The following is a 26,134-nucleotide window of genomic DNA, read 5'->3' as shown; positions in this document are numbered from 1 at the left end:
GGTTTCGATTACCTTAGTGCGCGCAGAAGCCCTCCATCGACAGGAATCGTGCAGCCTGTGATGTAGGATCCGGCAGGTGAGACAAGCAGTGCAACAAGATTTGCAATATCCGCCGGTGAGCCGATTCGACCTAATGGGATTTCTGAAACGAGTTTTGCCCGTACGCTTTCCGGACTCTCTGTTCCGGCAGCAAATACCTTTTGCAGTCTATCCGTATCAATGTAGCCAGGGCAGATCGTGTTGACGTTGATACCATCGCAAGCAAGCTCCATGGATAGGGTTTTGGCGTAGCCTATCAAACCAGCCCATGTTGCGACTGATAAGCCGAAACCAGCGATCGGTTGGATGGCTGAAATGGCTGAGATGTTGAGCACACTGCCTGAGCCAGATGCTCTTAAATGAGGCAAGGCGGATCTGACCATACGAATGACGCTGAACAGGTTCTGCTCGACTGCTTTTTGCCAGGCTACGTCGTCAAACGAATCAATCGGACCAAGCGGCGGTGCCCCATCGTTGTTGACTAGGATATCAAGCTTGCCAAAATGATCGATCGCTGTTTGCACGATGCGACCGCTTTCATCCTGATCCCTGATATCCGCTGCAACTGGTATGACTCGTACGCCAAATTTACTCGTTAATTCAGCCGCTGCGGCTTCAAGTTTGGCAATACGGCGTGCAAAAATAACAAGATCAGTACCCTCACTGGCCAGTCGACTGGCAATACCGAAACCGATACCCATGCTGCCGCCACCGACAATAGCAACTTTGCCTTTCAGTCCGAGATCCATCAGCGGTCTACTCCGGCAAGAAAGGCTTCTGCGTTTTGATAGAAGACTTTATTAAGGATCGTTTCAGAGTAGCCCTCTGCTCGCCACTCAGACGTTAGTCTCTCGTATGTGTATAGCGGATAATCGCCGCCAAACATGATGCGGTCTTGCAGTCGTCTCGCGATGTCGTGCTTGAGATCAGGGGCAAAGTATTTGGGGGACCAGCCATGCAATTCATACCAGATATTGCGCTTGTGCATCAAAACAGCGATCGTTTCTGTTTGCCAAGGCCAGCCTGGTCTAGCTGCAACAATACGCAGCAAGGGGTTTCTGGCGGCGACCATATCGAGATGACGAGGGTGACAACTATCAAGCAATATCCCGTTGCCGCCTGGTAATCCTGCGCCGAGGCCGGTTGTCCCCACAAAGATGAGAACCGGGATAGCAGCTTCAATGCACAACTTATAGTAAGGGTCGTAAAGTGGGTCGCTTGCTGGAACTGAGCCCGAGCCGTTTACTGCTAAGCCGGTGAAACCCGCTTGGGCGTCGATACAGCGGCGCAGTTCTTTTAAGCCTGCGTCCTTGCCGTGAAAAACGGGGTCAATATGAAACCAGTTCCCAATGATCGCATCCGGATAGAGTCTTTGCGTCGCGAAAGAGTAGTCATGCAACGGCTTGATTTCGTCAAGCGGAGCGAATTTAGTGAACCCCAGATCCAATATTACCTGCGCCTCACTCGCACGAAAGTAATTTGCCATTTCCTCTTCGGTGGAATACTTTGCTTCAGAGTTCCAAGTTTTTTTTTGCTGGGCAAGTTCTGCTTCGGTTCGCAAAACGTAGCCCCTTTGGGTTCCCCAATGGGAATGCGTATCGATTAATTTCATGTGTGATTCTCCTGATATGTTCGCAACGCAATGCTTATAGCCCGAGATAAGCTTGCCGGATGGCTTCGTTATTGGACAGTTGTTCTGAGGTTCCTTCGATCACCACTTTGCCTGATTCAAGAACATAGGCGTGATCGACGATTTTGAGTATCTTTTTGACGTTTTGTTCGGCTATGACAATAGTGGTCTGACGAACGGTATTAAGGTCTTTAATTGTGTCGAGGATCTGATCAAATATTTTTGGTGCCAAACCAATCGAAGGCTCGTCCAACAAGATAAGGTCAGGTTTTGTCATTAAGGCTCGAGCAACGGCAAGCATTTGCTGCTCCCCGCCTGACATGAGTGCCACCATTTGCTGGGCTCTTGCCTTCAAAATCGGAAACATCGCGTGTACGTCATCCAGCCGCTTGTTGAATTCAGTGCGGTCTTGCAATAAGTACGCACCCATTTCCAAATTTTCCCGAACGCTCATCTCTGTGAACAGCAGACGTCCTTGCGGCACCAGCGATATGCCTAATTTCACAATGCGTTGAGCTGACAGATTCGTTATATCCTTTCCAGCATAAACGGTATGACCTTTGCTCACACGAAGCAACCCGGCAATTGACTTCAGGAGAGTTGTTTTGCCAGCACCATTAGCACCGAGCACGCCAACAATAGCTCCGTCCTCAATATTGATATCGATACCGTGCAAGGCCTCAACGGGCCCGTAGCTAGTATGCAAGTTCTCGATCTTAAGCATCGGTTGACTCTTCACCCAGATAGGCTTCGATTGCAGCAGGATCGCGAGTAACCTCTTGAGGGCTACCTTCGGCGATGATTCGACCTAAATGCAAGACGGTAATCCGATCGGCCAAATTCATCATGATTCTCATGTTGTGTTCAATCACAATCAACGTCATACCGTCTTTTCTAGCTAGCTCTTTAAGTAAAGCGATTGAGTCGGTTGCCTCTTGTTCAGACATCCCAGAAGTCGGCTCATCGAGCAACAGTAGTTTTGGCCTGGCACTGAGCGCTCTTGCCAGGTCTAGTCTTTTCAAAACACCGTAAGGTAATTGCCTGGCAGACAAATGAGCTACATCGTGCAAATCAAACCGGGTCAGTAGCTCGTCTGCAATGACGCCAGCTTCTCTCTCTGCCCGACGACTTGTTGGTAGACCCAGTATTTGACCAGCAATACTTTGTTTAATCTGCCTATGCATGCCGATCAGAATGTTATCGCGGACGTTGCGATTGCCAAACAGTTGCACGTGCTGAAAGCTTCTGCTCATCCCTAAGTGACTAATCAGATGAGGTGGCATGCTGCTCACGTCAATATTGTCGAAAATAATTGAACCAGAACTGGGTTTAATGGCACCGCTCAAACAATTAATTAAAGTTGTTTTTCCCGCCCCGTTTGGTCCGATTAGTCCGCGAAACTCGCCAGCTGGTACTTGCAGGCTGATTTGCTGCAGAGCTTGAAGGCCGCCAAACTGAAGCGACAGGCCTTGCGTCGAGATCATCTGTTTATTTTGCATCGCTCTAGCTCAAGTTCGCTCTTTTTCTGCGTTGCACGAGTCTTTGATAAAGGCTGATCAAACCATTTGGTAAAAAAACTAAACTTAGCAGCAAAATGACGGCGTAAACCAAATCGCTATATTCTTTGATCCCACGCAAGCCCTCGGGCAACAACGTGAAAATGACCGAGCCAACGATTGAGCCGGCAATGCTGCCCAGCCCGCCGACGACAATGAAGGTGATGTAACGCAACGATGCCCCAACTCCGAACTCAACAGGGTCTATAAACCCGACAACCATGGCGAAGAGCACTCCAGCCAATCCAGCATAGGCGGCGGATATGGTGAACGCGAGTAACTTGATTTTAGCGACTGGTATACCCAAAGACTGCGCAGCTTGCGGACTCGTGCGGATGGCGTCAAAAGCTCGACCGATAGGAAACCGTAAAATATTGATCGTGACATAAAGACAAAAGGCGCAAGTAATACCAACCAGATAGAACAGCAATGGTTCGTTGCTTGTTGATATCCCAAAAAGTGTTGTTTTTTCGATCTTGAGTCCGCGGATGCCTCCGGTCAGATCAGGGAATTCCTCGATCAGAATTTGAGTTAAAGATAAAAACGCAAGCGTTGCCAAAGCTAAATAGATGCCGCCTAACCGTCGTGCTGGGTAACCAACCAGTGCTCCACCGAGGCTCGCCAACATCACCGCTGCGAGGGCGCAAAGCAGCAGCGGCCAGTGCATCTCGTTGTTAAGAATGGTGTAGGCGTATGCAGCGATCGCCATGAAAGATGAGTGGCACAGTGAAATCTGACCTGTGTTCCCAGTAACGATATTTAAGCCAAGTGCCAGGATGATGTTGATAAGTACTAGATTGAGTAAATACAGGTAGTAGGTCGGTAATACCCATGGTGCCGCGATGCCACACAAGGCAACGGTCAAGGCTATCAAAACCTGCAAGCGCGTCATCTGCATCAAATTCTCACCAGGGGCGCTTTACCAAATAATCCGTAAGGCTTAACGAGCAAGAAAACGACGAGCACGACAAATGGGATGAGATTTTTCAGCGTACTACCGAAAAATGCACCGGAATAGGTTTCTAGCAAACCCAACAGTAAGCCGCCGACAAAAGCGCCAGGCAACGAGGTAAAGCCCCCAATGACCGCTGCGACTAGTGCCTTGAGTATCAGGCCGCCGATTTCGGGATTAATGCCGATAATGGGCGCTAGCAGAATACCCCCGAGTGCGCCGATCGCAGTAGAAATCCCCCACGATGCCATCAAAATCCCTTCAACATTGATACCCATCAACCGAGCACCCTCTTGACTCTGAGAGACAGCCCGCATTGCTTTTCCCATGGGGCTGAACTTGAAAAACCAGGCAATGCAACAAACTAGCGCGGTGGTGCAACCGATCACCCACAGATATTGAGGGTTCAAGACAACGCCTGACAATTTGAAGGTTTTGAAGGGGATTGGATTATCGATCGTGAATAGATTGTCTTGCCAATAAAGCCGGATCGCGCTTTTGATGATGAGACCGACAGCAAAAGTTGCGATGACCAGCGTAAACTCTGGAGCGTCCATGATGCGTCTGATGATTGTTCGCTCGATCAAGAGACCGGTGAGTAAACCGACAAAAATCGTGCATGGCAAAACTACCCAATAGGGCAGCCCAAATGCGCTTAGAATGAGCGCCGAGTAGGCGCCCACCGTGACGAATTCGCCTTGAGCGAAATTAAGTATTCCAGACGCTTTGAATGGGATCACCAAAGCCAGCGCAACCAGAGCATAAATGCTACCGACTGATAAACCTGAAATCAGTAACTGCAGCGCGATAGCAATCGTCATATTTTGATTGGTTTGTGTCGACCGGTCACTCGTAGCGTTTGAGAATTTCACTCGGACGAGTTGGCTTCCAACCAATGGGTTGCCATTCCCCATTTTTGACTTCCATTACCGTCAGGTTGAGGTTTCCGATGTGATGCTTCGTGCTGAATGTAATGGGCGATGCAAGCGGTGAAGGCGTAAAGTCTTTGATCTTTTCGAGACTAGCGATCAGTGTCTGTGTATTGAGATCCGCACCAGCATTTTTCATTGCTTCGGCTAGAACGTACATGTCGGTGTAGGCCATGATGTCAAAGACATTGGGTCGGCCTGCGGGCAGATTCGGATATTCTGCTTTCCACTTGCTCTCCCAGGCTTGTAGCGCTGCATTCTGTGTGCCGGGCAAGAAAGGTACCAAAGAGAACCCCGTCGCGCCCTCAGCATTCTCTTTCGCTACATTGGTGAATCCTTTGTCTACCATCGTTGCCCCGACAAAGAATTTCTGTTCAATCCCGAGTTCACGGGCTTGGCGCATGGCGATCGCTGCTTCGGCTGGATTGCCAAAAAAAGCAACAACCTGTGCGCCAGATTTTTTCACATCTAATAGTTGAGGCGTAAAGTCTTTGTCGCCAATATTAAATTCAACACGCGCGACCACCTCGACCTTGTAAACGTCCTGAAGCGTCTTAGCCAGAGCGTTACCTTCATTCTTTGGATATTCTTCGCGGCCGTTCATGATGGCGACTTTTTTGGCCTTCAAACCGTCTGCAATGAATTCGGAATACAGTTCACCGTAGCGAGCTACTTCAGTTGTGGCACCCCTAAACATGTACGCATTGAATGGATAGGTAACCGCGGGTGCAGAAGCAAACGAAACGTAGGCAATCCTTTGCTGTTCTTTAACGTAATCAATGAATCCCACGGTGGAGTTGGATCCGCCTGCTGCGAAGATCATGAAAGCTTTGTCTTGGTCAATGAGCTTTTTCACTGCACCGAGGGCTTTGCTGGGCGAGTGACCATCATCCTCAAAACTTAGCTTGATTTTGCGGCCATTGATACCACCCTGAGCATTGATCTCTTTGATTGCCATGGCCAACCCATCGCGACCGCCAAGACCAATATAGGCGGCGGGCCCAGTGATTGGGCCAACACCGCCAATCAGAATTTCGTCCTTTGTGACCCCTTGTGCGTTGGTGAAGGTGCTAAACAGGCTGATAGCCAGTATCGAGATGACTCGACTAAAAAAATGATTATTCACAATTGTCTCCGAATATTTTTATATGTGCTTCATTCTATATAGGGTTTGTACCGACAACGATGGGTGAATACCCTAAGGGCTTTAGAAGGGGATGTCGGGTTGGTACTTAGATTGGTGCTAGCTGTTTAAAAGTAAAATTTAGCCTGACTAGAAATTAAAACCTATCAAATAGCGATAAACAGCGTTTTTTTGACAGGCCAAGCAAATTAAAAGGGTAACAAGATGAGCAACATTGATCCGTTAGTTTTTCCTAGCTATTTGGATGCAGAGAGCCCCGCACCCTGGAGTAACTTTGTCTCACAAGTCGAGTCCATCAAGCACCATCTTGGCGACCTTGAGCGTTGGGTTGAGAGCTTATTGCACCCCAAAAGAATTTTGATTGTTGACGTGCCTATTATTCGAGATGACGGCTCTGTGGCTCACTTCGAGGGTTATCGAGTTCAGCACAACATCTCGCGCGGGCCGGGCAAAGGTGGCGTGCGCTTTCATCAGGATGTCACCCTTAATGAGGTCATGGCGCTGAGCGGCTGGATGACAATTAAAAACGCAGCGGTAGGCCTGCCTTTTGGTGGCGCTAAAGGTGGCGTTCGAATTGACCCCCGTCAATATAGTTCTGCGGAAATTGACCGCGTGACGCGTCGCTACACCAGTGAGATCAGTATTTTGATCGGGCCACAAAAAGACATCCCAGCGCCAGACGTTGGTACCAATGAGCACACGATGGCCATCATGATGGACACCTTCTCGCAAGGGGCAGGTCAAACAACCTCAGGTGTCGTAACAGGGAAACCAATCTCGCTTGGGGGGTCACTGGGTCGTCGTGAAGCGACTGGGCGCGGTGTCTTTATCTGCGCCAGAGAAGCAGCAAAGCGAGCAGGGGTCAGCATAAAGGGCGCTCGCGTTGCGATTCAGGGTTTTGGCAATGTCGGTTCGATTAGCGGGAAAATGTTTGCTGACGCAGGTGCCAAAGTGGTCGCGATTCAAGATCATGAGACTAGCATCTTTAATTCCGAAGGGATCAATATCGCAGCCGCACAAGCTTATTGCAATAGTCACAAAAGCTTAGCTGGATTTGAAGGCGCCACCCACATCAGTACTGCCGATTTTTGGTTGGTTGAGTCTGAGTTCCTGGTGCCGGCAGCCCTCGAGTCTCAGATAACTGACGAAAGGGCGCGAAACCTCAGCACAAAATTTGTCGTCGAAGGCGCCAACGGTCCGACTATACCAACCGCCGACCTTATTTTGCGGGACAGAAAGATCACTGTCGTGCCTGATGTGCTGGCTAACGCTGGTGGGGTGACGGTGAGTTACTTCGAGTGGGTGCAGGATTTTTCGAGTTTCTTTTGGACTGAAGAAGAAATCAATGCCCGGCTAGAGAAGATCATGGTTGGGGCTTTTGACGCGGTATACAAGCATTCCCAAGAGAAACAACTCACTCTGCGCGAGTCGACTTTTGTAATTGCTTGCATTCGCGTACTTGATGCGCGCAATCAACGCGGGATTTACCCTTAAACTGAGGGTAGAGTGGCCTGGGCATGTGCTCGGGCCATTGCCTGGTATTTCTCAGCGTCGTCAAAATCTTGTTCACCTTCGCCTTTGTTGATATTGAAACCACTGGATCGCATTTCGACAGAGATCGCATCACGGAGGTGGCCGTCAAAACCTTGCATGACAACCAGGATATCGAGATCTGGAGCGAGTTGATCAATCCTCAAACCTCTATCCCGGATCATATTCAGCGCATCACGGGCATTACCCCCGCGATGCTGATAACCGCACCCAGCTTTGACGATATTGCCAATCAACTCTACCGCAACTTAGAAAACAAAATCTTTGTTGCACACAACGCACGCTTTGATTATGGGTTTCTCAAAGCCGCCTTCAAGCGCGTCGATATTGATTTCAAGCCCAAAGTGCTTTGTACGGTCAAACTATCGCGTCGTCTTTTTCCAACTCAGACAAGACATAACCTCGATACCTTGATCGAGACGCACGACCTTAAGGTCAGTTCGAGGCATCGTGCACTCGGAGACGCTGATTTGCTGTGGCAGTTCTGGCAGATTTGCGAGGCTCGGTTTGGCCGGGAACGCTTATTGAAAGAAGTCAGCGAGCTGATCGGCGAGGCTAGCGTCCCCCCGCATATTGACAAGGCGCTGATCAATGAAGTCCCAGATAGTCCAGGTGTATATATCTTATATGCCGAGGATCGGGTGCCACTCTATATTGGTAAAAGCATACACATGCGAACTCGCGTGATGAGTCATTTCCAGGCTGCGTTGACCGTTCGCAAAGAGATGAAACTTGCCCTTCAGGTCAGAGATATCAGCTGGATTGAAACCTCTGGTGAGATTGGTGCGTTATTGCTCGAGTCAACCCTGATCAAACAACATTTGCCTGTGATGAATGTCAAACTCAGGCGCTCGAAGGATCTGTGTGCATGGCGGATTAAGGAAAACGTAAATGGCGTATGTCTGCCCGAGTTGGTGACTCACGCAGAATTACAACCGGGTATTCAGGACAATCTTTACGGCTTGTTTCACAGTAAACGTGAGGCCAACACTTGCCTGCGCGCACTTGCCAAAAAAAATAGCTTGTGTGAGGCCGTCTTAGGTATTGAGAAAACGAGTTTGGGTAAACCGTGTTTTGGTTTTCAGCTTAAACAATGCAATGGGGCGTGTGTAGGTCTTGAATCTTCGACGCATCACAACCTGAGACTAAAAATCGCCTTCGAGGCACTGAAAATTAAGGTTTGGCCTTACGACGGACCGATTGCGATCAGAGAAGGCTTGCATTTTCATGTGGTTCACAACTGGTGTTATCTGGGTGTCGCTGGTGACGAGGATGAGTTGCGATCTCTTGTCAGGCGGGCAGAGGTCGATTTTGACCTGGATATCTATAAAATCTTAAAAAAAACCATTGCTAGCTTGCCATCAAGTCAAATTGCCCTCATTCCACAGTAACTTACTTGTAATAATAGTGTGATGTATTTCTCTCGAGTTAACAATTGTTAACAAATGACTGGATACGCTCTCTGTAAAGTAAATGCTCAACCGAGTGGTCGTTGATGCTTGCAGTAAATGCGATCACCATGCAAGTTGTTTGCACTAAATCCTCGCTGCTGTTGTAATCATGTGGTGGGTGACCAGAACTATCCTTTGTGGCGAGGGCAGAATTGGGATGACGATTGAAGATTGCGATTTTAGAAGATGACGCAACGTTGGCACAGGGTTTGCACAAGCTTCTCATTGAAGCGGGTCACCAGTCTCATATCTTCAAACAAGGTGATGCGCTTTTGCGACTGCTGAAGCGAGGTTTATTTGACCTCTATGTGCTGGACTGGAATGTGCCGAAAGCCACGGGGCTCGATGTGTTGATTCACATCCGTCAAACCCTGTCCATGACTGAACCCGTAATTTTCCTGACCAGTGCCTCGTCTGAGCCTGAAATTGTCCGCGCTTTAAATAGCGGCGCAGATGACTACTGCGTGAAACCTGTCAAATGGAAAGAACTCCTGGCACGCATCCACGCTATCGATCGAAGGCTTGCTAGGTCGGCGGTTGAGCCGGTCACTCACAAAACCATCTGCGGGTATTGGTCAATCTATTTGTTAATGCAATCCGGTATTCCTTGATGAACACCACGATAACGGTGCGGGTAACGGTCGATGCAGATGAGACGGATCGGCCATATTTAGTGTGTCGGATAGAAAACGTTATCAATGACGAGGCACAACAAGGTCCGAAAGAGATCGAACAGAAGGGCTTTGGTCTTGGCTTAGCGTTTGTGCAACAAGTGGTCAACGGGCATGCTGGCACTTTCGAGCAGGATTTCAGTGGGCCGAACGGGCTAGCTGTTGTGACCTTGCGCCTACCTTGTCTTGCTTTGATATGATGACCTCACAATAAATCAAATTGGGGACAATCTTGTATTCAGAACTCGCATCCAAAGTTATTTTGATCACCGGAGGAGCCAGCGGTCTGGGGTTAGCAGGTGCCATTGCGTTCGCAAAAGAAGGAGCCATTGTGGTCGTTGCTGACCTAAATCAGGCAACAGCAATCACTATCGCTAATCAACTAGGCACTCAGCACTTAGGCATCGGTTGCGATGTAGCCGAAGAAGGTCAAGTTAACCATGTTGTAGATACAGTAATGGAGCAATACGGCCATATCGACGTTCTGGTGAACTGCGCGGGCATTGCTGATCAGGCCAGACCAACCATTGAACAGGATGTCGCAGTGTTTCGCCGGCTGCTTGATATACATCTGACTGGCACTTATATGATGACAAAAGCCTGCGCCAAGCACATGCTGGCGCAAGGCAAGGGAAGTGTAATTAACATCAGTTCAATCGCTGGGGTGTCTGGTTTGACCTTGCGCAATGGTTACAGTGCCGCTAAAGCGGGGATTTCAATGATCACGCGCACGATGGGTTGCGAATGGGCTGCTGCCGGAGTACGTGTCAATGCCATTGCGCCCGGCTACATTCTGACGCCGTTGGTTCAAACCGTGATTGATCAAGGAAAGCTGGACCGTCGTGAAATCGAACGGCATACCCCCATGGGCAGGCTGGGTGCACCAGAAGACATCGCCAAGGTGATGCTGTTTCTTGCATCCGACCAAGCCTCATACATGACGGGTGTAACCGTGCCAGTGGATGGCGGATATACCAGTTGGGGCGCACCCAGCGATGCGTTCACGGGATCCGCCGACTAGTTGTTCACGTACCGAGCATGCCAAGAGTTAGTCGAGATCAATCACGATGTTGCCCATGATGCTACCTTGCTCTACGGCCTCATGGGCCGCAACAATGTCCGACAAGGGGTAGCGGGCACCAATCGTATGCTTGAGCTTTCCAGCCGCCAGTAATTCGTTTAGTTCTTCCAGTGCGTCTAACCGGCGGGCAGGTGACAAGTCATACACCAGAAAAAATTGGTAACTCAAGGAACCGAATAGGCTGATCCTGAAAGGAATGGCATGGTCGCCTAACTGGTTCGATCCAAAACATACTACTGTGCCGTGCGCTTTGAGTGCTCCTTTATGAATCAGCTGCGACGTAGCAGAAAAATCCATATCAATGATGGCGTCAACGCCTTGCCCATGGGTTAGCTGCTTGATACGCTCCGCGACATCCTCAGTTTTGTAGTTGATGATGTCAGAGACGCCCGCAGCCGAAGCGTGAGCGGCCTTGACGACTGAACTGACCGTACCAATGACATGAGCGCCTTTCTGAACCGCCATTTGTGCGGCATAGTGACTAACCGACGAGGCTGCACCAATAATTAAAACGGTTTTGCCAGCAAGATCGCCACATCGATGTACAGCTTCAAGTGCGGTTAGCCCGGGGATGCCCATGCAAGCGCCTGCATCAAAATCTGTGTTGTCTGGCAATACAACGGCTTGAGCCGTTGGTAGAACGATGTATTGCGCACTAGTACCCAGTGCTCGGCCGAATTGACCGTTCCAGATCCAGACTCGCTGACCGACACGGGTCTCAGGTACTCCTGCCCCTACCGCTTCGATGGTGCCCGCAGCATCACTGTTCGGGATCACGCGATTCGTGCCCAGTGGTCTGGCGCGGCGCGATTTAACATCAGATGGGTTGACGCCTGAGACGTGAATTTTGACTTTTACTTCACCGGGGCCAACGTCGGGGCAAGGCATATCGCCAACCACCATCACGTCACGCGCTTCACCATTGTTTTCATACCAGGCTGCTTTCATTTGTTATCCTTGTTTAACTGGCGCTGAGTAGTCGTTGACCGATTGTATCGGCGCGCCGGATGCAGTCCGCGAGTCTATCTGCATCGGCTGCTGGGTAGATATTACCGATATAAGGCGCAGCCATCGTTAGTGTTCCCATGACTAAAAGATCAGCTGCAGTAGCATTGGCCGCTCCCAGTTGAGCCAGCGTAACAGGTAATTGTGCCTGGTGACAGAACCGCGCATGAGCGACGATCTCTGGTGTAGATCGATCTTCTGCAATCAACTGCACAATAGAGCCAAAAGCAACGAGCTCGCCATGCAGCATCTGACTCATCCGCGGGTGGGCGGTGAAACCTCTGGTCAAGGCGTGAGAGATGGATAAACCGCCACTCTCGAACCCAAGACCGCTTAATAACACCGTGGCTTCAATAACACGCTCAACGCTTTCGTCTGGTCTGCCCATCGACTGAATGCGATCGAGTGCTGCTATCCCGAATTCCAAAATTGTTTCGTAGCATTTTTCAGCCAACAAACGAGCCGTCGAAAGTGAGGGCGTACCGAAGAAGTTGTTACCCCCAGCTAGATGGCACTGTGTTGCCTCAAACTTTTTGCTTAAGGCGTCGCCCATGCCAGCCGCAAAGAAACGCACGGGCGCCTTAGCGATGATGTTGCTATCGACCAAAACAACATCAGGATTGCGGGTGAGGATATCGACAGCAGCGACGCGGTGATTGGCGTCGTACAACACAATCAGTCGGCTTGTCGGCGAGTCGTTTGAGGCAATCGTTGGCGCGATAATTAGTCGCAAACCATGTGCTTTTGAAACGCCTTTGGCTGCATCGATTGTTTTGCCACCGCCGAAACCAATGATGACATTGTCTATCGTCGGGTCGATTGCTTTGCTCATATCAGCGATGGCGCGCGCCGAGCATTCGCCCGGAAATCTTAATACCTTCGCGTTGATCCCAGCCCGGCGCATGGGTGTCAGGATGAGTTCACCGGCGGCAGCCTGCACAATGTCGTCCATGACAATGACGGGCGACTGGACGGCAAACTCACTTAACAGCACTGGTAACTGTTCAATCGCGTTGGGTCCTTGAAGATATCGACCCGGAAATCCTATGGTTCTAAGCATTTTTGTCTCCCAAAGCCAATCTTGGCCGGCTTAGCCGGACTAATAATGAGCATGATATCAAGTCAGGCTTCAACTCAGAGCGAAATCGTTTTAGACTATGATCAGTTAAATAAAAAATAGCCGATCAAGGCTAAAAGATAGCAGTTTTAATACAGCTTCAACGGAGACAAAAAATGACTGCAGCTGCAAATGCTTCGTCGCAATACGACGTGGTAGTAATCGGTGCTGGTTTTGCTGGTATGTACACCTTGCACAAACTTCGTGCACTCAATCTCAACATAAAGGTCGTCGAGGCTGGCGACAACGTCGGTGGTACGTGGTATTGGAATCGCTATCCGGGTGCTCGCTGCGACGTTGAGAGTCTCGAATACTCGTATTCATTTTCGGATGAGCTGCAGCAAGAATGGGAATGGCCAGAGCGCTTCGCAGCACAGCCTGATATTCTCAAATACGCGAATCACGTTGCCGATCGTTTCGATCTTCGTCGAGACATTCAGTTCAATACCCGCGTGAAGTCAGCGGTATTCGATCGTCAAACCAATCTTTGGACGCTGACCACGACAAAAGGAGAAATTATCCAAGCACAGTTCTGCATCATGGCTTCGGGCAATCTTTCGCTGCCTCGCGTGCCTGACTTCAAAGGTCTCGAGAACTTCAAGGGCAAGTGGTATCACACGGGTCAATGGCCTCATGAAAAAGTTGATTTCACTGGCCAGCGTGTTGGCATCATTGGAACCGGCGCCTCGGGGATTCAGACTATTCCAGTGGTCGCCAAAGAGGCCAAACATCTGACGGTGTTTCAGCGCAGCGCTAATTTCTCTGTGCCGTCAGTTAATTATGTTCTGCCGCCCGAGGTTGTTAAAAAACACAAAGAGAATTACAAACAAGCACGAGCAGAAGCTGATAGGACACCATTCGGGATCTCGGGTTATCCACCTCCAACAAAATCTCTGCTTGAAGATAGCGCTGAGGCACGTGAAGAAATTTTCGAAAAGAAATGGAACACAGGCGGCAATATCAGTTTTCTTTATGGCTACAAAGATGTTTTGACGAACAAAGAAGCCAACGAGCAACTGTCTGACTTCGTTCGTAGAAAAATCCGCGGTATTGTTAAAGACGCTAAGGTTGCTGAGATTCTTTGCCCGAACGACCACTATATCGGTACCAAGCGACTGCCGCTTGATATTGGTTATTTTGAGACTTATAACCGCGACAACGTATCTTTGGTCAATATTAAAAACGCACCGATTGTAGAAATCACTGAAAAGGGCATCAAGACAACAGACGCTGAGTACGAATTTGATGCCATCATTTTTGCGACGGGCTTCGATGCCATGACTGGTGCGATCATGGACATAGACATTCAAGTCAGCGATGGTCACGAACTGCGTCAAAAATGGTCCGAAGGCCCCAAGACCTATTTAGGTATCATGACAGCTGGTTTCCCCAATATGTTGATTATCACTGGACCGGGCAGCCCCTCAGTAAAGACCAATATGATCTCTGCTATCGAGCAGCATGTTGACTGGATCTTTGATTTGCTCAAATGCGTCAAAGAGAGTCAATACAAACGTGTTGAGGCTGAACTTGAGGCGGAAGAAAGCTGGGTCAAGCATGTCAACGAGGTTGCTGACTCAACGCTTTACCCTTTGGCTAATTCTTGGTATGTCGGGGCCAATATCCCTGGCAAACCAAGAGTCTTCATGCCTTATGTGGCTGGCCTGGACAAGTACAGAGTGATCTGCAACGAAGTTGCTGCAGAGGGGTATCGCGGTATTTCTTTGGTTAAGTAAATTTTCTCAGATCACTGGTTTAGTTTGCGGAAGTTTTTTTGAAGAAGGTTGAAACATGGATTCGCAGGTAAAGTTGCAACAGATGTTGATTAATGGTCAGTGGGTGGATAGCGCTGACGGTGACTGGATCAATGTCGAAAACCCCTCCAAGAAAACCGTCTTTGCCAAAGTGCCGCGAGCAGGTGCCCGCGACGTCGCTATCGCCGTCGACGCGGCAAAGCAGGCATTTAAATCGTGGAAACGAGCGACGGCAGCGGAGCGTGGCAAGATTCTGCATCAGATTGCCGACAGCCTCGAGGCAAACCAAGAGAATCTGGCCAGACTGATCAGTACCGAAAACGGCAATGCACTGCGCACTCAAAGTCGTGGCGAAGCGGGCGTCACTGCTCAAATATTTCGCTATGTGGCTGGGTTGGCACGTGAAATCAAAGGTAAAACGACCTATTTGAGCCCTGATAATCTCGATTACACCCGTCGTGAGCCCTATGGTGTGGTCGGCGCGATCGTCCCCTGGAACGCTCCTTTAATGCTTTCTGCTTTGAAGATTGCGCCCGCCATCATGACAGGCAACACCATGGTGCTCAAAGCATCTGAAGAAGCACCCTTGGCTGTGCTTGAGATGGCACGTATCTGTTCGGAATTCTTACCCGCTGGCGTGCTTAATGTTTTGACAGGCTATGGCATCGAGTGTGGTGCTGCAATCGCAGAGCATCCAGGTATCCCTAAAGTGTCGTTTACGGGGTCAACGGCGGTGGGGCGTTCGATTCTTGCCGCGGCCAGTAGCCGCATTGCGGCAGTGTCGCTCGAACTTGGTGGCAAAAGCGCACAAATAATTTTGCCGGATGTGGATCAAAACTTTACCGCTGATGGTGTGATAACTGCGATGCGTTTCACTCGACAGAGCCAGTCATGTACCGCAGGCTCAAGACTGTTCTTACACGAGTCCATTGCTGATTCATTCTTAGCAACGCTGACTGACAAGCTCAAAAAAATGCGAGTTGGAGATCCGCTTAGCGAAGAAACCGATACCGGTTCCTTGGTCAATGCTAAGCAGTTTTCTCGAGTTTGTTCGTATGTGCAAGAGGCCATGGAGGCCAAGCCCAGTTCGCTGATCATGGGTGGACTGCCACCCACAGCTGGGCCATTGTCCGAAGGTTATTTTTTCGAACCGACTGTATTTTTAAACTTACCTGAGGACGTCCGCCTGACACGTGAAGAGGTTTTTGGTCCGGTGCTGTCCATCTCGACTTGGCGCGATGAGGCGGATGTAATCGCCCGCGCCAATGATTCAATTTATGGATTGGCTGCTTTTGTTTGGGCGAAAGCCGGCGGGCCGGCCTTGCGTATCGCTCACGAACTCGAAGCTGGCTGGGTAATGGTCAATCAGGGCGGTGGACAGCAACTTGGCCAGTCGTACGGCGGGATGAAGCAAAGCGGCGCAGGGCGCGAATTCTCTCTGGAGGGCATGCTCGAGAGCTACACCGAAGTCAAACAAGTCTCTGTTAATTTAAATACTTGAGAAGGGGGCTTTGCCGTGATGGAAACGAGTTTTGGGCAACCCGTTGGCGGCATTATTCAAGTCGCTTATGTGGTTGAAGATCTACATCAATCGATGGCAGAGTTCGCTGCCAAGTTTAATGTGGGTCCTTGGTATTACACGGATGCATACACATTCACTGAGGGTACCTACCGCGGGCAGCCGACCGACATACAGATGGCGTTGGCTCTCGGTTTCTCAGGTCACATGTGTTTTGAGTTAATACAAAGTATCGATGACCGTCCTTCGGTTTATCACGATGTTGTCCGGCAACGAGGTTTTGGTTTTCACCATCTTGGCATGGCCACCAGAGATTTCGAACGCGATGTAGAAAAATATCTCAAGCTGGGGTACGAGTTGGCGTTCTCTGGCAAGTCAGTTCGAGGGATAAGATTTGCCTACTTTGACACCACCAAAGATTTGCCTGGCATGCTTGAACTCATCGAGTTCACCGACGCGCAAGAGAAGTTCTTAGCGACGATTCATCAGGCTTCGGTGAGTTGGGATGGGACGAATCCCATCCGCAAACTCTAGCTAGCTATTTTAATTGCCGTAAATCTTGCCGTACAGGACCCACTCTTTACCGTTGAACTTGGCGAGTTGCAAACGTTCAATAGGATAGAAATCCTCTGGTCCGGTTTGCACATTGATGCCGGGCAAGAGCAAGGGCAGTTGTAGATCTTTGATGCTGGCCGCTTGTTTCATGATGTTTTCACGCGTCAAATTGTTGCCAGCTTGCCTGAGCACGTACTCCATCGTTTGGGCATTCAGCATACCCTGAAGATAATAAGTATCAAGCGGGTCGGCATTAGGCAAGTATTTCTTGAACCAAGCGTGGTACTCGAGCATCGCTTTGTCTTCTTTCCATTGTGGATCACTTGGATCTTTGAAGAAGCCAGTCGTAATCAGCCCTACGGAGTTCTCCAGACCTGCAGGCACGAGCGTGGCACCTGGTGAACTCGATACTTGACATAAATAGTGAACTGGTTTCCAACCAAGTTCCGCAACCTTTTTGATGATCTGAGCTGCGAATTTGGGTGTCGATAAGTTCATTAATACGTCAGCGCCAGTGGACTTTAGCTTGACAATTTGGCTATCAACCGTTGGGTCAGTTACCTCATAGGTTTCGCGGGCAATGATCATGCTTTTCTTGTCACCTAAACCGGCTTCGAGGCCTGCCAGGTAATCTTTGCCAAAGTCATCATTCTGGTAAATCACCGCGATCTTGGCGTTTGGCTGATTATCGAGGATCGCTTGCGCAAAAACCTTACCTTCGCTGAAGTAGTTGGTCTGCCAACCCATTGTCCAGGGGAAATTCTTTGGGTCACCCCACTTAGAGGCACCAGTCTGCACAAACAGCTGTGGCACTTTCTTCTGATTCATGTACTTTTGAATCGCGCTGTTGGTCGGTGTACCAAGTGTTGCAAACAAGAACAAGACTTTGTCCTGTTCGACGAGCTTACGAGCTTGTTCAAGTGTTTTTGGTGGCGAATAGCCATCATCTAGCGAGATGAAGTTAATTTTTCGACCATTGATCCCACCTTCGTCATTGATTTTATTGAACCAGGCCGCTTGGGCTTTGCCGTAAGAGGCATAAGCAGAGGCTGGGCCTGAGTAAGGTTCGATATTGCCAATTTTGATTTCTTTATCGGTCGCACCTGGATCATACGGTTGTCCCATGGCCAGTGAACCGCCAAGCGCCAATGCGGCTGTCAGGGCGATCGAGGATAAGCTCTTCAATCTTAGTGTCACAGTTATCTCCTTTTTGTGATTTTTTTGACTATGCCCATCACACCATTTGGTGCAGCGTAGGCAAACGCTAACAAAATAGCGCCATAGACAGCCCATGGCGCAGATTTCGAAAGTTGATCAGCGATGTTTGGCACAAACTGAATAAACAGTGCACCAAAAATTGCGCCGTAAATTGAACCTAAACCACCTACAACAGTCCCGACAAGCAGGCTGATGGATAAGAATGAGGGGAAGCTATCAGGTGCAACAAAGGAGACAGCGAGTGCGCTGAGCGCACCGGCGATACCCGTGTAGGCGGCCGAGACGCCAAAAGTAGCAGTTTTTAAAACTGTTAAGTTCACCCCAAGTGCGGCGGCTGCAACGGGTTGATCACGAACAGCAACTATCGCTCGTCCAATACGGCCGTTTAACAGATTGCTCGCTAGCCAAAACAGTAAAATTGCAATCAGCAAAATTACAAAGTAGAGCCAGCGGTCTTCGCTGAACTCGTTACCGAAAACGCTGAATTTCAAGGGTGATTGTGGCTTGTCAAGAATCAGTCCCTGAACGCCACCTGTCCATTTTTCGATGGCCTTGTGTTTGAGCAGTTGCGGGGTCGCAATCGCCAGTGCAAAGGTAGCCAGCGCGAGATAGTGACCTGCCAGCCTGAGGGCAGGGAAGCCCATCAGCACCCCCATAACCAGACAGACGACGCCTGCAATCGGCAAGGTTAGATACGGCGACATATCGAATTGCGTGATCAGGATTGCGCTGGTATAGGCACCAACAGCATAAAACGCACCGTGGCCCAGAGAAATCTGCCCACCAAAGCCTGTCAGAATATTGAGGCCCAAGATTGCAATGGCATAAATCAATACTTGGCTGAACTGCGAGACGCGAAAGTCTTCAACGAAAAAAGGCAGCAAGATCAGCAGAAGTAACCCAAAAGGATAAGCGAGCTTTTTAGATGTGATTTGCATGTCTGCTCTCTTAAACTCGTGAAAAAATCGGCTTGCCAAACAAACCATAGGGCCGAAATATCAGGATGGTGACGATCAGAACGAGTGCCATTGTTAGTTTCAGATCGCTGCCAATAACGTACGCGCCTAGCAGGTTTTCAAGCACACCCAAAATCACGCCACCCAAGACCGCACCCCACGGATTGTCGATGCCACCCAGCAGCGCAGCGGCGAAGCCATAAAGCAAAATACCCGCCATCATGTTCGGATCCAGAAACACAACAGGCGCAATCATCATGCCCGCGACAGCGCCGATGAGTGCGGCCATCCCCCAGCCGAGTGCCAGCATCCAGGATACTTTGATCCCGACTAGACGCGCAGACTCTGGGTTAAATGCTGCGGCTCTCATTGCCAGACCTAAGGGCGTAAAGCGAAAGAACGAAAAAACTGCTAACAGGACAACCAGTGTGACCGCGATCGAACCGATCTGATGGCCTGAGAAATACTTCGGTAGAAACATCCCTTCGAGCGGGAAAGGACTCGGGAAGGATTTGATCGTGTAATCAAATATCCAGCCAGCAACTGAGTTAAGGATAACGAGTAGTCCAATAAACACGATCACATTGGTTAGCACGGGTGCTTTTTCAACTGGTTTCAGAAAAATCCGCTGGATTAATACACCGATGACAAAGGAGACAACCACCGTTATGACAAAGGCGATCCAGTAAGGCACGCCGTGTTGAATCAACGCCCAGGCGATAAAGGTGGAAAACGTCGCCATTTCACCCTGTGCAAAATTGATGTGATGGGTCGATTGGTGGATCATCACCAGAGCCAGACCGATCGCTGCATAGATGCCGCCATTTGCGAGGCCTGCAGATATTTGTTGTAGTAGAGAATCCATGCGTGCTCCGCAATCCAACGAGTGGATCAATAACCTAAATAGATGCGACGAATCGATTCGTCCGCTTTGATGTCCGCTGATGATCCTGACAGGACGATTTTGCCGGTCTCAAGTAGGTAAGCATGATTAGCCAAGCTCAGCGCTAACGTCGCGTTTTGCTCAACCAGTAGCATGCTCACTTTGTCTTCTTGATTGATCTGACGCATGATGTCGAAGATTTCACGGACGATCAGTGGTGCCAGGCCGAACGAGGGCTCGTCAAGCAAAAGTAAACGTGGCCGCAACATCAAGGCACGACTGATCGCCAGCATTTGCTGCTCGCCCCCAGAGAGCGTGCCAGCCTGTTGTCGATATCGCTCTTTTAACCGCGGAAACCTCCGATACATCTGTTCGATATCGGCCGCGACCTCATTTCTGTCTTTGCGCGTGTAAGCACCCAGACGCAAGTTCTCTTCTACCGTTAATTGAGTGAAGGTTCCCCTGCCATCCGGCACATGGGCAATGCCCACTTTGACGATCTCTTCGGTAGGTCGACCGTCGATCCGATTACCCAGAAACGTCAAGCTCCCCGAGGTCTTGACGGTTTGGCATACCGCGCGAAGCGTGGTGGTTTTGCCTGCGCCATTGGCTCCCAGAATGGTGGTGATCCCTCCGACTTCGAGGTTGAACGTCAAATCAAAGAGAACTTGGTTCGGGCCATACCCGGCATTTAGGTTGTCGGCATCAAGCAGCTTCACGGTCGCCGTCTCCAAGATAGGCACGGATCACTTCCGGATGCTGCTGGATTTCTTCCGGCGTTCCTTCGGCAATCTTTTTTCCAAAATTCAAAACAACAATCCAGTCCGATACAGCCATGACCAGATTCATATGATGTTCGACAAGCAAGACAGTGATACCCATGTCGTCTCTCACTGAGCGGATAAAAGTGCCCAAGTCGTTCATTTCAGTATGGTTTAGGCCCGCCGCAGGCTCATCCAGTAACAACATTTTTGGCTTGGCGGCTAACGCACGCGCAAACTCAACACGTTTCTGAATACCAAAAGGGAGATCACCAACGATGTTGTCAGCGTATTCAGATAGCTTCAGGTAATCCATCAGGGCGTTGGCATCGTCGGTCAAGCGCTTTTCTTCTAAGCGCGAGGAGGGCGTCTTCAACATGTTGCCAATAAAACCTTTGTTCGAACAGCTGTGCGCACCGACCATCACATTTTGACGCACAGTCATGGTTTTAAACATCGCCAAGTTCTGGAAGGTTCTACCAACGCCAATGCGGGGCATTTCATGCACAGGCGTGTTGGTGATCGATTGACCATCAAACTGCAGGTCTCCGGACTGGTATGAGTAGAGCCTGCTTAGACAATTAAAAAGCGTTGTTTTTCCTGCGCCGTTAGGCCCGATTAACCCGCAAACTTTATTGCGAGGAACGTCGAAACTGACGCAGTCGAGCGCCACAATTCCGCCGAAGCGAACAGTGATATCCCTGACACTGAGTAAGGCTGATGCAGGTTGATTCGACAAAAGCTTGCTCCATTTTTTTTAAATTTTTTTATTTTGATTTTTGTTTTGTAGGCGTGACCTTAAGGCTTAAATTGTCTCTGGTCAACTTAACTTAAAGAAGGTGGGTTTGCGCTTAAGTGTTTTCCCTGACTTGCATGTTTGCAGACTAGTCAGGATCGGTTCAGTTGGCTCGACGTTTATACTTCGTTCAGCGCAATGATCAGATAATAAGGGTCGATGCTTGATGAATGGCTGCCGCTGACCGGTGAGCTGGTGTAATCCGTCAAGACTCAACAATTAAAATAGAGAAACAATGTCCAAAGAAATCCATTTCAACGCCTTCGACATGAATTGCGTTGGCCATATCCAGCAGGGTTTGTGGCGTCATCCCCGAGATCGTTCTACTGAATACAAAAATATCCAATACTGGACTGAATACGCTCGGAAGCTTGAGAAAGGGCTCTTTGATGGCATTTTCTTTGCAGATGTCTTGGGTGTTTACGATGTCTACGGTGCCAGTCCGGATGCAGCCTTGCGCGGCGCGGTACAGGTGCCGGTAAACGACCCAACCCTATTGATCCCTGCAATGGCTGCTGTGACACAACACTTGGGTTTCGGTGTTACCAGCAACTTGGTGTACGAATCGCCTTTTCAGTTTGCACGCAGGATGTCGACACTTGATCATTTGACGGGCGGACGGATTGGTTGGAACATCGTCACCGGTTATCTCGACAGCGCAGCCCGCGCGATTGGATTGTCAGGCCAAATGGCGCATGACGATCGTTATGACCTCGCAGAAGAGTACATGGAGCTGGTCTACAAGCTATGGGAAGGCAGTTGGGAGGACGATGCCGTAAACAGGAATCAAGACACTGGCGTTTACGCTGACCCAGCCAAGGTTCATGTCATCCATCATCATGGTCACCAATATCAGGTGGATGCTATGCACCTGTCAGAGCCATCGCCTCAACGAACACCTGTTTTGTATCAGGCGGGTTCATCTACCCGAGGACGTCTTTTTGCGGCTACCCATGCGGAGTGCGTTTTTGTTAACGGTCAGAGCAAAGAAGGGGTGCAGTCCATTGTCAGCGATATCAGAGCGCAGGCAGTGGGTCTTGGTCGTGCTGCTAGCGACATTAAGGTATTTCTCGGCGCGACGATCGTGACCGGTAAAACTGAGGCTGACGCAAAGGAGAAGTTTGAAGACTACAGAAAATACGTCAGTTCAGAGGCGGCACTCGTTCATGCAGCTGCCTCAATGGGGATTGATTTTGAAAAATACGAGCTCGACGAGCCAATTGTCGATGAAAAGAGTCAAGCGATCGTCTCCAATATCGAGGCAATGAAGCGCGCTGCTGGTCCGCAATGGACCAAACGGAAATTGCTCGAACAAATGACTCTGGGCAGTCGTCAGCCACCTTTGGTTGGATCAGCCGAGCAGGTTGCTGATGCTTTGATTGCCTGGACGCAAGAGGCTGGTGTTGACGGCTTCAACTTATCCCGTACGGTGGTGCCCGAGTGCTTTGATGACATCATCGAACATGTGATCCCGATTTTGCAGGAGCGGGGCGTGTATAAAACCGCTTATCGCTCCGGTGCCCTGCGCAGCAAGTTATTTGGCACTGATCGCTTGCCAACAAGCCATGCTGCCAATCGTTTTCGTGCGAACTCGGTAGGCTGAACCAAAAGCAATGATTGCTACACAATGAGGCGTACTGAATGATCGCCGCCACAAATGGCGAGATAGGCTTGCCGGGCAAGTTCAGGTCACTGCTGTTCTTGCTTTTATGCGAGATCGGCGCCATGGCGGTTTGGTTCTCGTCTGCGTCAGCCGTCGCAACGATCAAACGAACGTATCAGATATTGCCGCTTGACCAAGCCTTGCTAACCAGCTCAGTGCAATGTGGTTTTGTCGTTGGGACGATTGTCAGTGCGGCCTTGTCACTCGCCGATCGCTATGATCCGCGTCGGCTATTCATGTTGAGTGCCTTGACGGCTGGCGTTGCCACTGGGTCTCTGGCTTTGCTGCCACCCGTGGGCGTGGCGGTCTTTGCGCTGCGCTTTTTGACAGGTATGTGCATGGCAGGCGTCTATCCTGTGGGGATGCGTCTTGCGGTTACTTGGGCGCAGCGAGATATGGGTTTACTCATCGGGTTGTTAGTTGGCGGGCTTACCCTGGGATCCGCTAGCCCACATCTGCTCGCTGCCTTTGATGCGCTTGATTGGCGACTGATCTATGGCTTAGCGGCTTCTTGCGCACTCTTGGCTGGTTTGGGCATCTCTTTTTGCAGCCTTGGTCCCAACATGGCACGTAGCAGCCGCATCGACCTTGGTTTCATGATGCAAGCCTGGCGTAATCGCTCGCTTCGATTAGTCAATCTTGGTTATCTGGGTCATATGTGGGAGCTCTATGCCATGTGGTCTTGGCTAGCCGTCTTCTTGGCCGCCAGTTTTACAGCATCTGGTCTGTTGAATGCTAATCGCGTCGCCAGCGTGGTTACCTTTGCGGCGATCTCGGCAGGGTCTCTTGGCGCGATTGCGGGCGGTTGGTTTGCGGATCGAATTGGTCGCACGACGCTTACGATCTTGGCGATGGCCACGAGTTCACTGTGCGCGCTGCTGATCGCTTTCTCGTTTGGTTTGACGCCTTGGTTGGTAATTGTGTTGGCGTTAATCTGGGGGATATCTGTGGTGGCCGACTCTGCTCAGTTCTCTGCCAGTATCGCTGAACTGAGCGAGCCATCGATTACGGGGACCATGCTCACCGTGCAAACGTGTGCAGGATTTTTGTTAACGCTTATCAGTATTCATTTGGTGCCTGAAGTAGTGACGTGGTCTGGTTGGCGGATGGGTTTTGCGATGCTGGCAATCGGGCCTGCGCTGGGTTGTGTCGCCATGTATCGCTTACGTTGTTTGCCAGAGGCTTCCCGTTTGGCGAACGGCAAACGTTAATCCTGAATTGCTACAGCCGATCTGGTTCGACCAGGCTCAGGTGCTTCTGATGTAGGTTGTATCGCTCTTGTAGTTTTTGTGGGGACCTGCCACTTGATGAATGATTTGAAAAGTGCGCATCGCTGCATCAAAAACGTAGTCAGTCGCGTAGCTATCGTGACCGCAAAGATGATGGCCATTCGCCCGCAAACAATCGGTATGTTCTTGCAGTAAAACTTCATGAAACACGCGTCTTGGTTCGCTGGCGAAATGCACGATCATGCCCTGTCGAGTTGGCTGATACAGATACGACTGTGTGGCAACAAGGGATTGACCATCTACCAGGAGAACTGATCCTTTTTCGTCATAACGCATGAGATCAGGCTCAGCCAACGAGAGTGTCGCCTCGCCGCTGACCGTTGCAGCAGATGACCCTGAAACCACTCTGAAAAACTGCCAGACGCCGACCAACGCGAAAAGTCGTTGACCAGCGGCTTCGTGGCTGTCTGGGGCCAGCGTATTAGTCATCCAGGCCCGTTGCGCCTATGCGATGTGCCAGTGGCTCAGCGCCAGCAATGCGCCACAACACCTGGCCAGGCCAGGACAAGTAACCGTCAAGGCGTCGTGAGAACAAAACGCCATCTGTTTGGCAGTGATAAGTGGTGCGAGCTTTCGGGCCCCGGGGATCAGAGGGATTAATCACATCACAAATGGCGTCGCCCTTTTTGACTTTGCTGCCAGCCTTGAGGTGATAAACCAAAAATCCGGTTCCCTGGCTATAACCGACATCGACGCCGCTCATCGGGGTGCCTGGTGCTTTTGCACGAGGCAGCGTTGGAGCTTTGCCAGCCAATACGCCTTGGCGAGTTAACCAGTTGTATAAGTTGCCCGCATCTGCTTGACCCATGTCGTGACTAACGTCATGCTGGCTGCGCATTTCAACGGTGACTGACATACACGCCTGAGGGATATTCGCTTCTGGGAACTTCTCTGCCAAACGGGCCCACAAGGCCCCATTGACACCAGAGAAGGTCTGCACGCGAGGGTAAGGCTCGTTATAAACACTGGCTACGGCGCCTAAATCGGCGGTCAGCGACTTGATGGGTTCGTGAGCCCAGTCACGGGCGCCCGAAAAGATGTGCATGGCTGCTTGGATGTCGCAATGCAAGTCCAAGACAAAATCGGCGTCAGTCGAAAGCTTCTGTATTTCGACCCGCAAGGTTTGCAACTCGTTGACAGGCTTCATTTTGTTCAAAGCGTCGAGGGCAGCTTTGCGGATCAACTCGATATTCTTGTCGCCATCTTGACCCAGTTTTTTGCCAACCTTGTCTGCAACAGCCGTAGATAACTCAAGCCAGTTGCGATTGAAGTTATCGTAGCTGAGCAAGTGATATCGACCAGCATGGCCATTGCCTACCAATTGCGCCTGCCCGATCGGATTGACCGTGGGCACCACAATGATTTCACCTTGAATCAGACCTTTGCTGTCCGCTTCAGTCAACATCGGCAGCAAATAATGCAAGGCCATCGTGCCTGGCATTTCGTTGGCATGAATGGCCGCTTGGATGTATACCTTGGGCCGTGCGCCCTTTTTGCCGTAACGAAAAACAGCGATTTCTCGCTCGGTTCCCGGGGTCATCATGGGGAGTTTGATCGCGTGTTTCTTGATAGCCATATCAAAAGTGCCTTTTTGTAAATAGCGTATTGTGCTTA

At 50.1% G+C, this 26,134-nt stretch carries 26 protein-coding genes; 10 read left to right on the top strand and 16 right to left on the bottom strand.

Annotation, left to right across the window (positions count from 1 at the left end):
* Positions 1-8: 8 nt before the first annotated feature.
* The 7 genes from BCM14_RS11605 to BCM14_RS11575 are packed head-to-tail and all read right to left on the bottom strand — an operon-like array spanning position 9 to position 6,232.
* Positions 9-788 (bottom strand): SDR family oxidoreductase, encoded by a 780-nt coding sequence (locus BCM14_RS11605; RefSeq protein ID WP_106228190.1) that lies wholly within the window; start codon positions 786-788, stop codon positions 9-11.
* Entirely contained in the window at positions 788-1,651 is an 864-nt protein-coding gene (locus BCM14_RS11600) for an amidohydrolase family protein (RefSeq protein ID WP_106228189.1), read from the bottom strand. The genes BCM14_RS11605 and BCM14_RS11600 overlap by 1 nt, the downstream gene beginning before the upstream one ends.
* Before the next feature lie 34 nt (positions 1,652-1,685).
* The gene (locus BCM14_RS11595) at positions 1,686-2,393 is read right to left on the bottom strand and encodes an ABC transporter ATP-binding protein (protein ID WP_106228188.1); all 708 of its coding nucleotides are present in this window, start codon (positions 2,391-2,393) and stop codon (positions 1,686-1,688) included.
* A complete protein-coding gene (locus BCM14_RS11590) occupies positions 2,386-3,168 on the bottom strand; it encodes an ABC transporter ATP-binding protein (protein WP_106228187.1) in 783 nt (260 codons plus the stop codon). Before BCM14_RS11590 ends, BCM14_RS11595 begins: the two co-directional genes overlap by 8 nt.
* A 4-nt stretch (positions 3,169-3,172) precedes the next feature.
* Positions 3,173-4,123, bottom strand: coding sequence for a branched-chain amino acid ABC transporter permease (locus tag BCM14_RS11585; RefSeq protein WP_106228186.1), 951 nt, complete (start codon positions 4,121-4,123; stop codon positions 3,173-3,175).
* Complete coding sequence (locus BCM14_RS11580; protein ID WP_259673576.1) at positions 4,123-4,998, bottom strand: branched-chain amino acid ABC transporter permease; 876 nt, start codon at positions 4,996-4,998, stop codon at positions 4,123-4,125. The genes BCM14_RS11585 and BCM14_RS11580 overlap by 1 nt, the downstream gene beginning before the upstream one ends.
* Before the next feature lie 25 nt (positions 4,999-5,023).
* Entirely contained in the window at positions 5,024-6,232 is a 1,209-nt protein-coding gene (locus BCM14_RS11575) for an ABC transporter substrate-binding protein (RefSeq protein WP_259673575.1), read from the bottom strand.
* 222 nt (positions 6,233-6,454) lie between these two features.
* Between BCM14_RS11575 and BCM14_RS11570 the strand changes: the two genes are divergently transcribed.
* The 5 genes from BCM14_RS11570 (at position 6,455) to BCM14_RS11550 (ending at position 10,944) form a co-directional block, all read left to right on the top strand.
* The gene (locus tag BCM14_RS11570) at positions 6,455-7,744 is read left to right on the top strand and encodes a Glu/Leu/Phe/Val family dehydrogenase (RefSeq protein WP_106228183.1); all 1,290 of its coding nucleotides are present in this window, start codon (positions 6,455-6,457) and stop codon (positions 7,742-7,744) included.
* 23 nt (positions 7,745-7,767) lie between these two features.
* Entirely contained in the window at positions 7,768-9,192 is a 1,425-nt protein-coding gene (locus BCM14_RS11565; RefSeq protein ID WP_106228182.1) for a 3'-5' exonuclease family protein, read from the top strand.
* A gap of 224 nt (positions 9,193-9,416) precedes the next feature.
* A complete protein-coding gene (locus BCM14_RS11560) occupies positions 9,417-9,863 on the top strand; it encodes a response regulator transcription factor (protein WP_106228181.1) in 447 nt (148 codons plus the stop codon).
* Complete coding sequence (locus BCM14_RS11555; protein ID WP_106228180.1) at positions 9,863-10,123, top strand: ATP-binding protein; 261 nt, start codon at positions 9,863-9,865, stop codon at positions 10,121-10,123. The genes BCM14_RS11560 and BCM14_RS11555 overlap by 1 nt, the downstream gene beginning before the upstream one ends.
* 32 nt (positions 10,124-10,155) lie before the next feature.
* Positions 10,156-10,944, top strand: a complete 789-nt coding sequence (locus tag BCM14_RS11550) for an SDR family NAD(P)-dependent oxidoreductase (protein ID WP_106228301.1) — start codon at positions 10,156-10,158, stop codon at positions 10,942-10,944.
* Between the two features lie 27 nt (positions 10,945-10,971).
* Here BCM14_RS11550 and BCM14_RS11545 read toward each other — a convergent pair whose 3' ends face one another.
* Both BCM14_RS11545 and BCM14_RS11540 read right to left on the bottom strand, forming a co-directional pair.
* A complete protein-coding gene (locus tag BCM14_RS11545; protein WP_106228179.1) occupies positions 10,972-11,952 on the bottom strand; it encodes an NADPH:quinone reductase in 981 nt (326 codons plus the stop codon).
* 13 nt (positions 11,953-11,965) lie between these two features.
* Positions 11,966-13,069, bottom strand: coding sequence for a glycerol dehydrogenase (locus tag BCM14_RS11540; RefSeq protein WP_106228178.1), 1,104 nt, complete (start codon positions 13,067-13,069; stop codon positions 11,966-11,968).
* 173 nt (positions 13,070-13,242) lie between these two features.
* Here BCM14_RS11540 and BCM14_RS11535 point away from each other — a divergent pair, with 173 nt between their 5' ends.
* Genes BCM14_RS11535 through BCM14_RS11525 form a run of 3 tightly spaced genes read left to right on the top strand, consistent with a single transcriptional unit; the run spans position 13,243 to position 16,933 of the window.
* Positions 13,243-14,862, top strand: a complete 1,620-nt coding sequence (locus tag BCM14_RS11535; protein WP_106228177.1) for a flavin-containing monooxygenase — start codon at positions 13,243-13,245, stop codon at positions 14,860-14,862.
* A 55-nt stretch (positions 14,863-14,917) separates the two neighbouring features.
* Positions 14,918-16,381, top strand: coding sequence for an aldehyde dehydrogenase family protein (locus tag BCM14_RS11530; protein WP_106228176.1), 1,464 nt, complete (start codon positions 14,918-14,920; stop codon positions 16,379-16,381).
* Positions 16,382-16,399: 18 nt separating this feature from the next.
* Positions 16,400-16,933 (top strand): VOC family protein, encoded by a 534-nt coding sequence (locus tag BCM14_RS11525; RefSeq protein WP_106228175.1) that lies wholly within the window; start codon positions 16,400-16,402, stop codon positions 16,931-16,933.
* A 9-nt stretch (positions 16,934-16,942) separates the two neighbouring features.
* On the opposite strand, the gene BCM14_RS11520 is transcribed toward BCM14_RS11525, so the two are convergent.
* Genes BCM14_RS11520 through BCM14_RS11500 form a run of 5 tightly spaced genes read right to left on the bottom strand, consistent with a single transcriptional unit; the run spans position 16,943 to position 21,511 of the window.
* Positions 16,943-18,151 (bottom strand): ABC transporter substrate-binding protein, encoded by a 1,209-nt coding sequence (locus BCM14_RS11520; protein WP_259673574.1) that lies wholly within the window; start codon positions 18,149-18,151, stop codon positions 16,943-16,945.
* Positions 18,152-18,153: 2 nt separating this feature from the next.
* On the bottom strand, positions 18,154-19,110 hold the full coding sequence (locus BCM14_RS11515; RefSeq protein ID WP_106228300.1) for a branched-chain amino acid ABC transporter permease: 957 nt from the start codon (positions 19,108-19,110) through the stop codon (positions 18,154-18,156).
* Between the two features lie 10 nt (positions 19,111-19,120).
* Positions 19,121-19,993, bottom strand: a complete 873-nt coding sequence (locus tag BCM14_RS11510) for a branched-chain amino acid ABC transporter permease (RefSeq protein WP_106228173.1) — start codon at positions 19,991-19,993, stop codon at positions 19,121-19,123.
* Positions 19,994-20,019: 26 nt separating this feature from the next.
* Positions 20,020-20,730, bottom strand: a complete 711-nt coding sequence (locus BCM14_RS11505; protein ID WP_259673573.1) for an ABC transporter ATP-binding protein — start codon at positions 20,728-20,730, stop codon at positions 20,020-20,022.
* Positions 20,717-21,511 carry an ABC transporter ATP-binding protein gene (locus tag BCM14_RS11500; protein ID WP_106228172.1) on the bottom strand — a complete coding sequence of 265 codons (795 nt, stop codon included), beginning with the start codon at positions 21,509-21,511 and terminating at the stop codon, positions 20,717-20,719. The genes BCM14_RS11505 and BCM14_RS11500 overlap by 14 nt, the downstream gene beginning before the upstream one ends.
* 292 nt (positions 21,512-21,803) lie before the next feature.
* Between BCM14_RS11500 and BCM14_RS11495 the strand changes: the two genes are divergently transcribed.
* On the top strand, positions 21,804-23,171 hold the full coding sequence (locus BCM14_RS11495; protein WP_106228171.1) for an LLM class flavin-dependent oxidoreductase: 1,368 nt from the start codon (positions 21,804-21,806) through the stop codon (positions 23,169-23,171).
* Positions 23,172-23,209: 38 nt separating this feature from the next.
* Complete coding sequence (locus BCM14_RS11490) at positions 23,210-24,442, top strand: MFS transporter (RefSeq protein ID WP_106228170.1); 1,233 nt, start codon at positions 23,210-23,212, stop codon at positions 24,440-24,442.
* Between the two features lie 36 nt (positions 24,443-24,478).
* Here BCM14_RS11490 and BCM14_RS11485 read toward each other — a convergent pair whose 3' ends face one another.
* Both BCM14_RS11485 and BCM14_RS11480 read right to left on the bottom strand, forming a co-directional pair.
* Complete coding sequence (locus BCM14_RS11485) at positions 24,479-24,949, bottom strand: DUF6314 family protein (RefSeq protein WP_106228169.1); 471 nt, start codon at positions 24,947-24,949, stop codon at positions 24,479-24,481.
* A complete protein-coding gene (locus BCM14_RS11480) occupies positions 24,942-26,096 on the bottom strand; it encodes a succinylglutamate desuccinylase/aspartoacylase family protein (protein ID WP_106228168.1) in 1,155 nt (384 codons plus the stop codon). The genes BCM14_RS11485 and BCM14_RS11480 overlap by 8 nt, the downstream gene beginning before the upstream one ends.
* Positions 26,097-26,134: the final 38 nt, after the last annotated feature.

It is taken from the genome of Jezberella montanilacus (assembly GCF_003003055.1).
Classification (GTDB): domain Bacteria; phylum Pseudomonadota; class Gammaproteobacteria; order Burkholderiales; family Burkholderiaceae_B; genus Zwartia; species Zwartia montanilacus.
This window is presented reverse-complemented; position numbering and strand designations above follow the sequence as displayed.